This is a genomic window from Candidatus Rickettsia kotlanii, assembly GCA_030295365.1.
In the GTDB taxonomy this organism is placed as follows: domain Bacteria; phylum Pseudomonadota; class Alphaproteobacteria; order Rickettsiales; family Rickettsiaceae; genus Rickettsia; species Rickettsia kotlanii.
On the sequence record AP027062.1, the window covers coordinates 971,893 to 986,726 of the forward strand.

Consider the following 14,834-nt stretch of genomic DNA (forward strand, 5'->3'; position numbering starts at 1 on the left):
AATCTTAGTAAAGGCAGTTATTTAATAACTTAGAAAAAGCATTGCTCTCAGCTGTGATCTCTTTAGAGTCACAATTAATAAATCCTAAGAAAAAATATTACTCTGATATTTCATCTGAGGTTGTTGAGTATGCATTGGGAAGTATTAAAGGAGTTAAAGGTACTTATTTAGAGCTATTCAAGAATTTAATAGCTTTTGGCAAAGACGAAATAAGTCCCTCTGAGTTATGGGTTAAAATAGCTGAGGCTATAAAGGTAGGTAAAGTATCAAATTTATTGTGAGAAAATATTCTAGAAGACTTAAAACAAGGCAGGTGTATTACTTGTATTATAATATAACTGAAAACTCTGCTATATTAGCTGACATTGGATATAAATTTCCTCAAGAAATATTGAATCTTATATTAAACGCAATAGCTCCTGAAGATATCATTAATATTATAAAACATGCTAATTTGGAAAATATTTCTTATGATGTATTAGAAAGTCAAATGGGTGGTGAAGATTCGGATATAAATAATTCATTATCAATATTTCTCTTGCTAGTATTGCTGGATAATTTTAAGATAAGTAAGATAAGATTGTAACACTTTTCTCGAGCAATGCAACAACGCTAATGTTTGCTCGCAAGACGGCTTTAGTATCCATGCAGGTAATGAAAAATATATGAACTTACTTAAAAATATTACGGGAAAGAATTATATAAACGGTGAATTTATAGAGTTCGGAAAGCAAATATCCGTTATTAATTCTGCGACCTTAAAAGAAATTGCTACAGTTCTGAATTTGGGATTATCTGAGATTAATTCAGCGATTAATACAAATCCGGAAACTCATAAAATTGTTACGCAATATGAGCCTGTAGGACCATCTGCTGCTATGACACCTTGGAATTTTCCAAATGCAATGATTACTCGCAAGGTAGTACCTGCAATAGCTGCAGGTTGCAGCATTATATTAAAACCGTCAAGTTTTACGCCTCTATCGGCTTTAGTACTTGCGAAATTTGCAAGCGATGCCGGTGTGCCTGCCGGATTATTTAATGTAATTACAGGTAGTTCAGATATTATAGGTAAGGCTTTTTGTAAAGATTTTAGGTTTCGGAAATTATCATTTACTGGCTCTACAAATGTCGGTAAAATTCTATATCAAAATGCCGCAAATACTCTAAAACGTTTATCTTTGGTACTTGGCGGTAATGCTCCTTTCATTATAACGGCAGATAATAATTTAGAGAAAGTAGTAAGTGATTTAGTAATCGCTAAAACTAGAAATAGTGGACAGTCTTGTATTTCACCTAACAGAATATTTATAGAAGAATCTATATATGAAAAATTTATAGAAATTCTAAAGGCTAAATTTACTAAACTTAAAGCCGGTGACGGATTTGATAAGGAATCGGATGTAGGTCCATTAATTAATTTTGCTGCCATAGAAAAAATACAAAAGTTACTCGCTGATGCGCGTTGATAATTTTATTGAGCCTACTATTATTATTGACTGTTTGGATAATATGGATATCTTTAGAACAGAAATATTCGGTCCGGTAGTTGCTTGTTATAAATTTAAAGATTTAGATGAAGTAATAGAACGTACAAATAATACCGAATACAGCTTGCAAAGATATGTATATTCAAATAATGTATCCGTGGCACAAATGATAGTGTATAAGCTTGATTTTGGTATGGTATCGATTAACAACCCGTTACCTGCAAATGCAAAAGCACCTTTTGCAGGACGTAAAGCTTCAGGTTTTGGAGTTGAAGATTTTTTTGAAGGGATATTTGCATATCTAATATGAAATATATTAATTTACAGAATTAAGAATACCTGCATGGTTCCTTTTATGTCATGCCTGTGAAAGCAGGAATCTAGTAAAGAATATAAAAAATATAATTCTTTGTAGCAGTATTAAGATTATTTTTTCTGGATTCCCGCTTTCGGAGGGATGACATAGAAAATGTAATAATCTAAGTAATAAATGGTAAAAATTATGCTAGTGCTTGTAGATAATATTGAAGTACAAATTGAGAAAATGTATGAAGTATTTGATTTAATAGAGAATAAAGGAGCTAATCTTTTGTTATAAGCAGTATCTGATTGTTTTGCCGAGATTAGATCAATATAAAGAATCGTTAACAATTGAATATGTTGATCCTTTGATGCAACTAATTAAAAGGTTTGAAGAGCAAAATACTATAATGCCCAAAATTCTTAATAATGCTTTAAGCAATATATTATTAATCCTTGAAGATAGATATAAATCTGAAGAATCAGAACTAATAGAAAGTATAATTAATAGTTTAAATACTCTTGATATGTTAGGAGGACATGCATAGTAATCTTCCAAAAATCTCAATAGTTTTACCGGTTTATAATAGAAAGAAGCTATTACCTTTTGCTATTGAGAGCTGCCTTAATCAAAGCTTTAAAGACTTTGAGCTTATTATTATTGATGATTGCTCAAAAGATAATAGCATTATAGTAGCTAGGACATATGCAGAGCAGGATTCGCGTATTAAGATAATAGTAAATGAGACCAATAAAAGATTACCAGCAAGTCTTAATATTGCTTTTAAAGAGGCCAAGGGGGAGTATTTTACTTGGACTTCAGATGATAATCTTTTTCATGAAAATGCTTTAGAAAAAATGGTTAAGATACTTGATAATTCACCTGAGATAGGGCTTGTATATACTGATTATACTTTGATCGATGACCACGGTAAAGTAGGAATAAGACTTTATCAAGAACCTCCTGAGTTTTTACCGATTAGAGATTGTGTCGGTGCATGTTTCTTATATAGAGCTGATTTAGCAAGGCAAGTAGGTGGATATAATGAAAATATGCAGTTAGTGGATGATTATGAATATTGGCTAAGGTTTGGGCTTGTTACGAAATTTGCTCATATACCGGAATCTTTATATTTCTACCGAGTACATGATCAAAGCTTAACAATAGAGCGTAAAGTAGAAGCAAAACAGGCAAAAAGAGTTTTAAAAGAATTATTTAAAGATCAATATATTATTCCTGCTGAGATTAAACCTATAAATGATTTATATAATTGGTTTATTGAAGATAGAAATTTAAGCTCTTATTTTAGGTTATTTAAAATAATTATTTATAGTCCGATAATTACTATTTCGTATATTATTAAAAATCTAAGAAGAATAAGGTGATATAATGCTTTAATGCATTCCCGCAAAAGTGGGAATGACATAGTAGAGCCATAGCACAACATCCTTAAAACAAATGCAAAATCAAGATTTCATACATACATTAAATCCAGAGCAGCAACAAGCAGTTCTTCACACTGAAGGACCGCTTTTATTGCTTGCAGGTGCGGGGACAGGTAAAACAAAGGTACTTACTTCAAGAATAGCTAATATTATTTACCAAAATTTAGCCTCGCCTCAAAATATTCTAGCCGTTACTTTTACTAATAAAGCTGCTAAAGAAATGGCTGAAAGAGTTAATAGCCTAATTAATTGCTATGGTCTGAATATAGGCACTTTCCACTCAATGGCAGCTAGGATATTGCGTGACCAGATTGAGCATTTAAATCTTGGTTTAAATAATAGATTTACTATTATTAGTCATGATGATCAATTAAAACTAGTGAAAGATATAGTAAAGCTAAAAGATATTGATGCTAAAAAATATGCTCCTAAATTAATACATATCATAATTTCTAGATGGAAAGATCAAGGATTATTACCAACTAAACTATCAGTATCAGATACTAATTTACCGCTGCAGAGGGTTACAAAACTTGTATACGAAGAATATCAGAAAAATTTACTTATTTCTAATGTTTTAGATTTTGGAGATTTGCTACTTTATAATAATGAGCTTTTTATTAAAAACCCTGAAATACTAAGATATTACCAAGAAAAATATCGATATATTTTAATCGATGAATATCAAGACACTAACGTTGTCCAGTATTTATGGGCAAGAATGCTCGCAAGTTTATATAAAAATATTTGCTGTGTAGGGGATGATGATCAATCTATTTATGGTTGGCGAGGAGCAGAAGTCGGGAACATATTACGTTTTGAAAAAGATTTTGCAGGTGCAACAATTATTAAATTAGAGCAGAATTATAGATCAACTTTACCAATACTTGCTGCTGCTTCCAATGTTATCAATAATAATAAAAACCGTCACGGTAAAACGTTATGGACGGATAGGGAAAGCGGTGAAAAGATAAAAATTATCTCTTGTTGGAGCGATAAAGAAGAAGCAAGATATATAGCCGGTGAAATAGGTAAGTTAGTGCGAGAAAACCGGTATAATGCCGGCAATATTGCAATATTAGTACGAGCCGGATTTCAAACAAGAAGTTTTGAGGAAGCGTTTATAAATAGTGCTATGCCTTATAAAATTATAGGCGGTTTGCGGTTCTATGAACGTATGGAAATAAGAGACGTACTTGCTTATATCCGTATATCTTTGAATCAAAATGACAATCTAGCACTTGAGCGTATTATAAATGTGCCGAAAAGGACAATAGGTGCAACTAGCTTAAATAAAATTAGAGTCTATGCACTTGAGCGAAATATTTCTAATTTTGCAGCCATTAAAGAAATGCTAAAAATAGGTGAGATTAAAGCAAAATCATATGAAACTCTAAAAGATTTGGTTACTAAAATCGATAATTGGTACGAAAGATTTAGTATAGATGCTCCAATAAACGTAGTGAAAGCAATACTTGATGATTCCGGTTATCTTGAAATGCTTCAAGAAGAAAAAACCGAAGAAGCATTCGGTAGAATCGAAAATATTAACGAAATGCTTAGAGCTATTGCTGAATTTAACGATGTTCATGATTTTATCGAACATTCAAGCTTAGTTATGGAAAATGAAGTGCTTGAAACCAATTACGGTGGCTCTGTTACTATAATGACCCTGCACGCAGCTAAAGGGCTTGAGTTTGACGTGGTATTTTTACCGGGCTGGGAAGAGGGGGTATTCCCGTCTCAAAGATCTCTAGACGAAGACGGCGAAAAAGGCTTAGAAGAAGAACGCCGCATTGCTTATGTTGGCATTACGAGAGCCAAAAAAGACCTCTACATTACTCATGCTGAAAGCAGAAAAATATTTTATGAAATAGTCCGTTCTTACCCTTCAAGGTTCATAACCGAAATTCCTGATGAAATTACGATTAGGACCTCTTCTATGAAAAAATACAATTCTTTTTATAAGTTTTAATTAATTTTTATTCATAAAGTTTAAATTGGTTTGCATTCTTTAACTAATTATTATCTAATTAAATTAATAGAGGAAGTGTTATGGCTAAAGATGCTAATAAACCTGAAGGAAATCGTTAGGCTCCATTAAGTACAGAAGAATTATATAATAAGTTTTTAGACAATATAAGTAGTATTTAAATTTAATACTCAAATTCAATTTTTTAAAGATACTTCTGCTCCTCTTAACTATGTTGCCGCTACTAGACAAAATATTTTTACTGCAATAGAATCACAGTTTGCTCCTTTTAGTACTAATTATTTACCAAATGATGTAGTTCAATCTTTAAATGACACTATATATAACACTCATGATGAAGTAACTAAATTAATTTCGTCGGAAGAGGAAAAAGGAAAATATAGCGTTGCAAATGCTAAACATGTAGATGCTTTAAAAGGCTTTGCCATAGATTTAAGTGAGTCTCAAGTAGAGCAGATGAACGACGAAAAGCGTAATGGCTTAAGCGAAGATGAAGTGATGGATAAAAAACCATTAGAAAAAGCTATGTTAGAATTAGCTAACCAAAAAATATCTAAAGAACAATATAGAGAGAAATTAATAGATAAAACATTAGATAATCTTAAAGAAAATGTTTCGGAAACAACATCAGGTAACCACAGAAAATTTCTTACTAAAAACACTACCCCTAAACTTGATCAACAAGAGCAAATTAATGATCCAAAATAAGTAAAAGCATTAACACAAGCAGCATTAAAGATGGCTGAATTTTTTAAAATTACTTTTCAAACAGATGAAAAAGAAGCAAAAGCTTTATCGTCTATTAATGAGTTAGGAGTAAATGAGCCTAATATAATTAAAACTTTATTACCAGCGATAAGTAAACTACCGCCTGAAAAAATGATAGAGCAAGGTAAAGAAATTATCAAGAATTTTACCCTATTACTTGAGAGCAGCAATCCTATAATTGTTAACAGTACTAAAAAAGTATTACCAGAGTTAAATCCTGGATATTTAAGAAACACGGATGGGGAGAAAGTATAGCATTAGAATTACAAAGAGTAACCAAACCTAAGCTATGGCAAAGAATAGTAGCAGGATTATGCTCAAAAAAATATAGATAAAGCATTTGCTAACTTTGCAAAAAGTAATAGTCTACATGTAGAAACGAAAAATTTGTCGGAAGAACTACAAAGAGAAAAACAAGCACCAAATATTGTAAAGCAAAATAAAACAATACCCCAAGGCTATAAATCTTCTATATCAACCCCTAATATCTCATGTTGAAAACCTTAATAAAAGTAGAGAGAGTGGGCAACAGTCAGGGCATAGTAAGTAGTGATTTATATGATAATGTAGTTGCGAATTTTTAAAAAGTTTGATAATTTAGTTCATTATATCAAATAACTTAATAATGAGTATTATATGGCAGGGATTATAACTAATATAGATGATACTATTAAAAAAAATGATGAAGTGACTGAGATATTGGTTGCAGTAAAAGATAAAATAGTTGATATAAAAAACGTAAATAGTAGATTAGATACTTTGAATAAAAATATTGTTACTCCCGATCCTATTCAACAATATTTACAATCTGAAGAATATATCACTAGTACGCTTGAAGTACTTGCCAGTAAAGTTATTAGTGAAGTTGTAGAAAATAAAGATATACAGAAATTAGTAGATAACTTGCATATCAATTTAGGACAAGATATAAAACTAGTACCTAGTTTAGCAGATAAGCTAAAGTTTGATGTCGCAAGGACTGAAGCAGCACTTAAGGGTTTTGTACTTCCTCTAAATAAAGGAGGACCTTTTGATGAATTATCATTGATGGGTATAGAAAATGAAGAAGAAATCTTTGCCAATCCTATAAGAGCAACTAAAGAAGCATTAATAGCCGTAAGCGGAAAGTCTATACCTAAAGAGCAATATGCACAGGCTGTAAAAGATCAAGCTATAGAAATCTTAAAACAAGATCCTAAAAACACTCCAGACAAACTTGAGAAATATGAAAAATTTATTATTCAAGGAGATAAAAACCAGAAATTTAATAAAGATAGTAAGCAGTTTATCCCAAGAGTAAATCAATTATCTCAAGTGGAATTTGAGGAATTACAAAAGGCCGCCACTTATACGGTGCAGCAGATTAGTAATAGATTAGAAAAAAATAATAAAATTAGTAAGCAATTAGAACAAACTATTATCCTTACTAACTCATCAGGCATAAAGAATCCTAATAAAATAATAAGGGAATTAAATAAGTTAGATGCTACTTATCTAACTGAGAATAGTACTAAAATAGCCACTGAATTAAAAGATATTAATGATATAGGTACTTCTTTATGGGAAAAATTTAAGCAGATATTTACAGGTAGAAACTATTTGGAAGAAAGATTAGGAAAAGTTGTAGATAAATATATTACTCTGAGTGATGGATATGTAGCGAAGACAATTAATGATAAAATCTTTTCAAACGCTTTAACAAATCCTGAAATTACTGCAGGTCTAACAAAATTTTTAAATGAAAATAAAGATAAAGTAGCAACTAATCCTGAATTTAAAAATTTAATTCCTGTTACGGGTGAGTCTATTATAATTCAACCGCGACAACTTAATAATTTAAATTTAGCAGAACTCAGAAAAATCAATCCAATAGCATTTGATAAAAACATATTTGAAGATTCAAAAAAACTAAGAAGTTCTAATATAAAACTTCCGCAAATCACTCCTAATACTTCTACTAAAAATCAGGAAGCAGTAGGAAGAAAAGGGGTAAATTTTAATATAACTTCATCATTGTGAGGAGACTTTGTTACATTGCTTCTATGTCATTCCCGCGAAAGCGAGAATCTAGATTTTTTATTGTCGCCCCGGGCTTGTATCATCAGCTGAGTCCTAAGATACCGCGATCAAGTCGCGGGATGACATTGAGGGTTACTAGATTGCTACTTTCGCAGAAATGACATCAGAACATAAAGATTTAGGTGAGATGCTTAAATACTCCTCTTTCCATAATTTATTATAAAGAATAGGGTCGATATTACCACCTGAGATTAGTACTAGTAATTTTTGAGGTTTGGATTGTGTTTTTAAAAAATTTACCACTGAAACCATGTTTATACTACTTGACGGTTCGCATATTACTTTAAGTAAATGAATAAGCCACGCTGTCCAGTAATATATTTCGTATTCTTCTGCTAAATAAAAATCATCAAGTTTTTTCAGATATTCAAATGTACGAGCTGATATACTCAAGGTTTTAAGACCGTCCGCAATAGTATTCGGAGCATAGTTAAATCTATATGTTTTATTATCTTTAACAGATAAATAAGCATCATTGGCATTTAAAGGTTCTGAACCTATTAACAAGCTTGTCGGTGATATTAATTCCTTGGCAAGATATGCGCCGGAAATTAAACCACCGCCGCCGCAAGAGGCAAAAATAGCATCAGGACTAAAACCTAGCTGCTGTAATGCTTCGTAGCATAACGTGCCTGCTCCTGCTATTGTAGAATCACTATCGGAAGGATGCATATAGTAAAATCCTTGCTTTTCATCTTCTTTTGCTTTTTCTTCCGCTTCTTGTCGAGAATATGTATATATAACTTCACCGCCGTAATAAAGAGCTGCTTGCTGTTTTACTTTTGAAGTATTTAACGGTAAATAAATCCTTGTTTTAATACCGAATAATTTACTCGCATAAGCAAGACCGATTCCATGGTTACCCGTACTATAACCAACTATTTTATCAGGTAGTTTTCCTTGCTCTTTTAATTCTAATAAATGATTTAACACACCTCTAACTTTAAATGCGCCGGTTTTTTGTAATGATTCAACCTTAAAAAAAATCTCATGACCGAGCATTTCATTTAAGCTTTCAGAGTGAATGATCGGAGTTAAATGTAGATATTGTTTTATTCTATTATGTGCGGCTGCTACATTTTGAGGAGGTTGTAGTAATAAATTCATAAATATAATTAATAATGGTAGCTTGAAATCAGGTTGATACTATATTATATAGTTAATAATTAGAAATTTTAAAAGGTTTTAATTGATGAATAAAAAATCCCTTCCGTTAATGGCACTGAGAGATATGGTAGTATTCCCGGGAGTAATTGCTCCTATTTTTGTGGGTAGGCAAAAATCGCTGCAAGCACTCTCTCATACTACCATTTCCAAGGAAGATAATAGTAAATATATTTTAGTAACTTTACAGAAAAAATTTGATCAAGAAAACCCCAGTACACACGAACTTTATAACACAGCTATACTTGCCAAGATTATCCAAATAGTGAAGCTGCCTAGTAATACGGCAAAAATCTTAATAGAAGCAGTAGCAAGAGTAAAGCTAAGCAATATCAAAGGCGAGGAAGCTTTTGAAGCAAATTATGAAATTATTCCGGATGAAGAAATATTTGACGTTAATAACATGCGTTCACTCGTTGATAATGCCGTACAACTATTTAGTAAATATGCGATTAATGATAAAAAAGTTAATGCAGAAATTATTGAAACTATCAATAAAGAAATAAGTAATAGCACTAATTTCATAGATATTATAAATATATTAGCCTCACATTTGATAACTTCACTTGAGGCAAAGCAGCATTTATTAGAAGAAACTAGTCCTTTTAAGCGTATCACTACGGTTATTAATACGCTTACTTCCAATATAGTAAATTCAGAAACCGAGCAGGCATTGCAGCAAAGAGTAAGAAAGCAAATCGAAAAAACGCAGCGTGATTATTATCTGCACGAACAAATGAAAGCTATTCAAAAAGAGCTTGATGAGGATAAATCAGAACTTGCCGATATTGAGAAAAAAATTAAAAGTTTAAAATTATCAAAAGAAGCAAAAGAAAAAGCTGAGGCTGAACTTAAGAAACTCCGTACCATGAACCAAATGTCAGCGGAGTCGGGAGTAACGCGTAACTATCTTGAGATATTGCTTAGCCTGCCTTGGGGTAAGTATGATAATAGCAAAATAGATATTAACCAAGCAGAGGAAATTTTAAATCGTGACCATTTTGGACTCGAAAAAGTTAAAGAACGAATTATAGAATATTTAGCGGTATTACAGCGTTCAAGTAAAATTAGAGGACCTATATTATGTTTAATAGGTCCGCCAGGGGTCGGTAAAACTTCACTTGTAAAATCTATTGCCGAGGGAATGGGTAGAAAATATACTAAAATTGCGCTCGGCGGTGTTAGAGACGAAGCAGAAATCAGAGGGCATAGAAAAACTTACCTTGGATCAATGCCCGGTAAAATTTTAGGTCAACTTAAGAAAGTTAAGACTAGTAATCCTGTAATGCTGCTTGATGAAATTGATAAAATGAGTGCTGATTTTAGAGGTGATCCGGCATCCGCATTGCTTGAGGTATTAGACCCTGAGCAGAATAGTCACTTTGTTGATCATTATCTAGAAGTAGAATATGATCTATCAAATGTAATATTTATTGCTACTGCTAACTCTCATGATTTACCTAGAGCTTTAAGTGATAGAATGGAAAAAATATATATTTCCGGTTATGTAGAGGAAGCAAAACTCCAAATTGCAAGGAATTATTTAGTTCCAAAACAATTTAAAATGCATAAAATTAAAAAAGATGAAATTACTATATCCGAGACGGCAATTTTGGATTTAATTAGATATTATACCAAGGAATCAGGTGTAAGAGCTTTAGAACGTGAAATAGGGGCATTAACTAGAAAAGCATTAAAGCAGATTTTAACAGATAAAAGTGTTAAGCGTATTGCCATAGATAGTAATAATCTTGAAGAATTTTTAGGAGTTAAGAAATATAATTTCGGGCTTGCCGAGAAAGAAGATCAAATAGGAAGTACTACGGGACTTGCTTACACTGAAGTAGGTGGAGAGCTTTTAACTATAGAGGCTTTAGCATTTCCAGGGAAAGGTGAAATAAAGACCACCGGAAAACTCGGTGATATTATGAAAGAATCGGCAATGGCTGCCTATAGTTGTTTTAGAAGCAGAGCAACAAATTTTGGATTAAAGTACGACAATTATAAGGATTTTGATATTCACATTCACGTACCGGCCGGAGCTATTTCAAAAGATGGACCGTCTGCCGGCTGTGCTTTATTTACGACTATTGTTTCATTGATGACTAAAAGACCCGTACATCGTACTGTAGCAATGACCGGTGAAATTACTTTAAGAGGTAATGTTTTACCTATAGGTGGTCTTAAAGAAAAGTTACTTGCTGCAAGTAGGGGAGGTATTAAAACTGTGTTGATTCCTGAAGAGAATGTCAAAGATTTGAAAGATATACCGCCGAGTATAAAAGAAAGCCTAGAAATTATATCTGTATCAAATATTGATCAAGTACTTAAGCATGCTTTGGTAGGAACACCAATAAATAAATAGAGATTTGTTAATAGTCAAAATATCATATATTAAATTAATGTAAGCTATAGTAAAGTAATTCTTTTTGGCTTTTCAATCAAAATGTGATTTTTCTTGCTTATGACTATCTTGAGCTCGCCAAATTGGGCTGAATCGACTATATTGTTGCGTGGATCAATTTCACCTCTGTCATCCCGTGGCTTGACCACGGGATCCAGTTAAAAATACTAATACTTTTAGTATTTTTTATTGTTTTTTGGACCCCGTGGGGGTGATACAGTAATGCTGCTACTACTGCGGCAGCTACTCAAAGCGGCTTATCCGAGGTAGTAAAATCCATGCCTATAATAAAAGACAAAACATCTTAGTTTATTTTTTGCTTTCCAACTTTTATTGAGAATTTCCTTTAACTTAATTCTAAATACATAATTAAATTTCTACACTACCAAGTAACAATATTTTTTTGGTGCAGCGTCGTTCAGAAAGCTTGATACAAATGAATTTTCTGACATTCGCCTTTGCTCACGTACTTTTATGCGTTCCACAGGCTCGGTCGTCAATTCATCTTGTCTAAAGCTTTCTGAATCTAGCTCTATCTGCTTCTATTTTATTGTTGTAAAAAAAATTGTTACAAATTATTAATTAAATGTATTGATTGGGGTTAATATTAATGAAAGAATCAAAAATATTAAGAAAATTTTTAGCAACGGCATCATTATACGAAACATTATTCACTAGCTCTAAGCAACAATTCCTAATCTTGGTAGCGTAAGCTTGAGTATCGGTGTCGGTCTTGTAGGAAGGAGTATTTAATAACGGCAATATTATTCAAATAGCGGTTGGAGGGCTTAGAATTAAAATATCGGCAGATAAAGCAAAGTATCAATAGGTGCTCTTAGTGCAACAGTAGGTCTTACTCCTAATTTCGGTCCTCTTAAATTTATTAATAATAATGTGTGGTAAGTTAATATTTGCAGGTGATAGAACGGTAACAGGTAGCGTAGGAGCAAATGAAGCAATACTTAGCACCGGCGGTGTAGGCGGTACATTGAATTTTATAGGTGACGGTAATGTAACTCAAAATATAGGTACGGATGCTGCAAATAGTCCTGCTAATATAAATATCTTTTACTTAATTCAGTAATATCCATTGCGGCAATTAATTTTTGTGCTTCTGCGATATTTTAGTTCTTATTAATTCTTGATTTGAGGGCTGAAACCATCTAAGCGTAATTATATTTTTTAATTTTTTGTTAAAAATGAGCTTATAGATAGAATCTATAATAAGAAGTTTAAGGACACAATAGAAATTTAACTAAAAGTGTAAATAAATGAGTTGAGGCTGCTTTAAGGAATATACAAAGTTAGTTTTTTATAATATTTAAAATTTGGAATTTAAAAGAGTTTAATATAACAATTAAAACAAAAGGTGAATAAGAGGAGTATATGAATTTTTTAGAAAACGACGGGAAATCCCGAAACCCTGAAAGGGCTTGGCGAGAGTGACGGGACTCGAACCCGCGACCTTCTGCGTGACAGGCAGATGCTCTAACCAACTGAGCTACACCCCCTTATATACCCTTCTGTTTTTAAGAATTGCTCTTTCATTTTATCAAGGATTGCATCCTCATCTATTTAAGTATAGGCTGTGGGTGGTCATCTCTCAAAATAAAATTCAATTCTTGAAATCATTTGAGTATATATAAAGATAACAATGTATATAACAATTCTTCTATTCCTGCAAGAGTAAAAATCGTATTTTATCAAAAAATATACAGAACCTAACGTTTCGATTTTATACTTATTCCTAATACTATAATTACTAGATATCTCTATTAATCCAAATCAGTCACTGCTAGTTGAAGCCTTGAAAATGATTATACTTTTTAAGGACTTTGTTAAAAAAGAAAAACCTATTGGTTACATTTATATTAACAAAACCTTACGAGATTTGATATGACTAAACCATATGTCATTAAATTAACTACTCCTTTTGAGCGTATTAAACTTTATATCCTATACCCCCGATATTGCTCTTAGAAGTGCTATTATTATGCAGGCAAACTTAATACTTCTAACAAGAAAGAGGTAACAAAAGCAGAATATAACGCTAAAAAATGACTTTTTGAAAATAATGAAAATTTTAATGCTACCTGCTTAGAACTAATTATGTAAGAAAGACTGCTAAAAAACTAATTAAATCGTAACAAAATAAGGATAAGCGTCCTAAACTCTAAGGCTAAAGTTTAAATAAATTAATTTGCAATAAAACTTGAAATTACTCTAAATATAAATTAATTGTATAGGTGTTACTTAGTAACGCTTATACAGTTAATTATTTCAGATTATAAAGGTTATTTATGATTATTTCAGTTTCAGGTCAACATATTTCTATCGGTAATAATTTACAAGAATATTCAAAAGAGAGGGTTACGCAAGTCGTTAAAAAATATTTTACCGATATAATAAATATAGATATACATTTTTCAAAAGAGGGAATTAACTTTAAATGTGATATTATAGTAAAATATGGCTCAGGTAAACATAATATAGTCAAAAGTAATGATAGTTGTAGCGATATGTATGTAGCTTTTGATAAAGCTATGTCAAAACTAGAAAAACAGCTTAGAAAATATAAATCAAAATTCAAAAATCATCATGCGGGTAAAGTAAAAATATCAGAAATTGCTTACGAAGGTACCAAATATATTATTAATCCGCAATTTGATAGTGAAACCTCTAACGCCGAAGATAATGATAATCCGGTAATTATCGCTGAAAAGCCTGTAGAAATATTAAAATTATCAGTAAAAGAAGCGGTAATGAAAATGGATTTAGAAGATTTACCCGCAGTAGTATTTAAAAATATAAATAATGATCGTATCAATGTAGTTTATTATCGTAAAGACGGTAATATTTCTTGGGTAGATTATAATTAATGCTCATTATCCCTTACAAAGGAGTTACGCCAAGAATCGATAAAAATAGGAAATAATACTAACTAATGTACAAGACGGTAGTGTAATTCATACTTCAAGATTTAACGGATCGGTGAAATCGGTGATAATATAACTATCGGTCATCTCTCGTACAATACATAATAATGCTTTTATCGGTATGAGTGCTACGATAATGGATTATGCAGTAATAGAAGAATATGCTTTTATTGCGGCAGGAAGTCTTATCCCGCCAAAGAAGATAATTAAATCTTAAGAATTATGGATTGGATCCCCCTGCAAAATTTGTTAGA

12 protein-coding genes, 1 tRNA gene and 3 pseudogenes are annotated in these 14,834 nt (G+C 31.8%); 14 read left to right on the forward strand and 2 right to left on the reverse strand.

The annotated features are described in order from the left end of the window. Nucleotides 1–53 precede the first annotated feature (53 nt). The 9 genes and pseudogenes from QUD19_RS05315 (at nucleotide 54) to QUD19_RS05355 (ending at nucleotide 8,016) form a co-directional block, all read left to right on the forward strand. Nucleotides 54–281, forward strand: a complete 228-nt coding sequence (locus QUD19_RS05315) for a hypothetical protein (protein ID WP_498807806.1) — start codon at nucleotides 54–56, stop codon at nucleotides 279–281. Next, nucleotides 278–586: a hypothetical protein gene (locus QUD19_RS05320; protein WP_498807808.1), complete on the forward strand. Its 309-nt coding sequence runs from the start codon at nucleotides 278–280 to the stop codon at nucleotides 584–586. The genes QUD19_RS05315 and QUD19_RS05320 overlap by 4 nt, the downstream gene beginning before the upstream one ends. Before the next feature lie 79 nt (nucleotides 587–665). Further along, nucleotides 666–1,823: pseudogene (locus QUD19_RS05325) on the forward strand (aldehyde dehydrogenase family protein). A 281-nt stretch (nucleotides 1,824–2,104) separates the two neighbouring features. After that, entirely contained in the window at nucleotides 2,105–2,338 is a 234-nt protein-coding gene (locus QUD19_RS05330; RefSeq protein WP_498807810.1) for a hypothetical protein, read from the forward strand. Then, the gene (locus tag QUD19_RS05335) at nucleotides 2,331–3,176 is read left to right on the forward strand and encodes a glycosyltransferase (RefSeq protein WP_498807812.1); all 846 of its coding nucleotides are present in this window, start codon (nucleotides 2,331–2,333) and stop codon (nucleotides 3,174–3,176) included. The genes QUD19_RS05330 and QUD19_RS05335 overlap by 8 nt, the downstream gene beginning before the upstream one ends. Nucleotides 3,177–3,249: 73 nt before the next feature. After that, nucleotides 3,250–5,211 (forward strand): DNA helicase PcrA, encoded by a 1,962-nt coding sequence (gene pcrA, locus QUD19_RS05340; protein ID WP_498807814.1) that lies wholly within the window; start codon nucleotides 3,250–3,252, stop codon nucleotides 5,209–5,211. A 474-nt stretch (nucleotides 5,212–5,685) separates the two neighbouring features. Next, nucleotides 5,686–5,937, forward strand: coding sequence for a hypothetical protein (locus QUD19_RS05345; protein ID WP_498807816.1), 252 nt, complete (start codon nucleotides 5,686–5,688; stop codon nucleotides 5,935–5,937). Between the two features lie 30 nt (nucleotides 5,938–5,967). After that, nucleotides 5,968–6,252, forward strand: a complete 285-nt coding sequence (locus tag QUD19_RS05350) for a hypothetical protein (protein WP_498807818.1) — start codon at nucleotides 5,968–5,970, stop codon at nucleotides 6,250–6,252. 381 nt (nucleotides 6,253–6,633) lie between these two features. Further along, nucleotides 6,634–8,016 carry a hypothetical protein gene (locus QUD19_RS05355; RefSeq protein ID WP_498807820.1) on the forward strand — a complete coding sequence of 461 codons (1,383 nt, stop codon included), beginning with the start codon at nucleotides 6,634–6,636 and terminating at the stop codon, nucleotides 8,014–8,016. 135 nt (nucleotides 8,017–8,151) lie between these two features. On the opposite strand, the gene QUD19_RS05360 is transcribed toward QUD19_RS05355, so the two are convergent. Next, a complete protein-coding gene (locus QUD19_RS05360) occupies nucleotides 8,152–9,183 on the reverse strand; it encodes a serine/threonine dehydratase (RefSeq protein ID WP_498807822.1) in 1,032 nt (343 codons plus the stop codon). Between the two features lie 85 nt (nucleotides 9,184–9,268). Between QUD19_RS05360 and lon the strand changes: the two genes are divergently transcribed. Further along, nucleotides 9,269–11,605, forward strand: coding sequence for an endopeptidase La (gene lon / locus QUD19_RS05365; protein WP_498807823.1), 2,337 nt, complete (start codon nucleotides 9,269–9,271; stop codon nucleotides 11,603–11,605). Nucleotides 11,606–12,536: 931 nt separating this feature from the next. Next, nucleotides 12,537–12,728: a hypothetical protein gene (locus tag QUD19_RS05370; protein ID WP_498807825.1), complete on the forward strand. Its 192-nt coding sequence runs from the start codon at nucleotides 12,537–12,539 to the stop codon at nucleotides 12,726–12,728. Nucleotides 12,729–13,078: 350 nt separating this feature from the next. Here QUD19_RS05370 and QUD19_RS05375 read toward each other — a convergent pair. Further along, a tRNA-Asp gene (locus QUD19_RS05375) sits at nucleotides 13,079–13,155 on the reverse strand. Nucleotides 13,156–13,540: 385 nt separating this feature from the next. Here QUD19_RS05375 and QUD19_RS05380 point away from each other — a divergent pair. The 3 genes and pseudogenes from QUD19_RS05380 to QUD19_RS05390 all read left to right on the forward strand — a co-directional run. Beyond that, nucleotides 13,541–13,791 (forward strand): annotated as a pseudogene (locus tag QUD19_RS05380) (hypothetical protein). A 153-nt stretch (nucleotides 13,792–13,944) separates the two neighbouring features. Then, the gene (gene hpf / locus QUD19_RS05385; protein ID WP_498807827.1) at nucleotides 13,945–14,523 is read left to right on the forward strand and encodes a ribosome hibernation-promoting factor, HPF/YfiA family; all 579 of its coding nucleotides are present in this window, start codon (nucleotides 13,945–13,947) and stop codon (nucleotides 14,521–14,523) included. A gap of 33 nt (nucleotides 14,524–14,556) precedes the next feature. Further along, nucleotides 14,557–14,794: pseudogene (locus QUD19_RS05390) on the forward strand (LbetaH domain-containing protein); the annotation flags it as partial. Between the last annotated feature and the right edge of the window lie 40 nt (nucleotides 14,795–14,834).

What these genes read in the sequence shown, in the direction of transcription:
- QUD19_RS05370 (WP_498807825.1), top strand. Translation starts at nt 12,537, where the DNA reads ATGTGTGGTAAGTTAATATTTGCAGGTGATAGAACGGTAACAGGTAGC.
- pcrA (WP_498807814.1), top strand. Translation starts at nt 3,250, where the DNA reads ATGCAAAATCAAGATTTCATACATACATTAAATCCAGAGCAGCAACAA.
- hpf (WP_498807827.1), top strand. Translation starts at nt 13,945, where the DNA reads ATGATTATTTCAGTTTCAGGTCAACATATTTCTATCGGTAATAATTTA.
- QUD19_RS05360 (WP_498807822.1), bottom strand. Translation starts at nt 9,183, where the DNA reads ATGAATTTATTACTACAACCTCCTCAAAATGTAGCAGCCGCACATAAT.
- QUD19_RS05350 (WP_498807818.1), top strand. Translation starts at nt 5,968, where the DNA reads ATGGCTGAATTTTTTAAAATTACTTTTCAAACAGATGAAAAAGAAGCA.
- lon (WP_498807823.1), top strand. Translation starts at nt 9,269, where the DNA reads ATGAATAAAAAATCCCTTCCGTTAATGGCACTGAGAGATATGGTAGTA.
- QUD19_RS05335 (WP_498807812.1), top strand. Translation starts at nt 2,331, where the DNA reads ATGCATAGTAATCTTCCAAAAATCTCAATAGTTTTACCGGTTTATAAT.
- QUD19_RS05355 (WP_498807820.1), top strand. Translation starts at nt 6,634, where the DNA reads ATGGCAGGGATTATAACTAATATAGATGATACTATTAAAAAAAATGAT.
- QUD19_RS05345 (WP_498807816.1), top strand. Translation starts at nt 5,686, where the DNA reads ATGAACGACGAAAAGCGTAATGGCTTAAGCGAAGATGAAGTGATGGAT.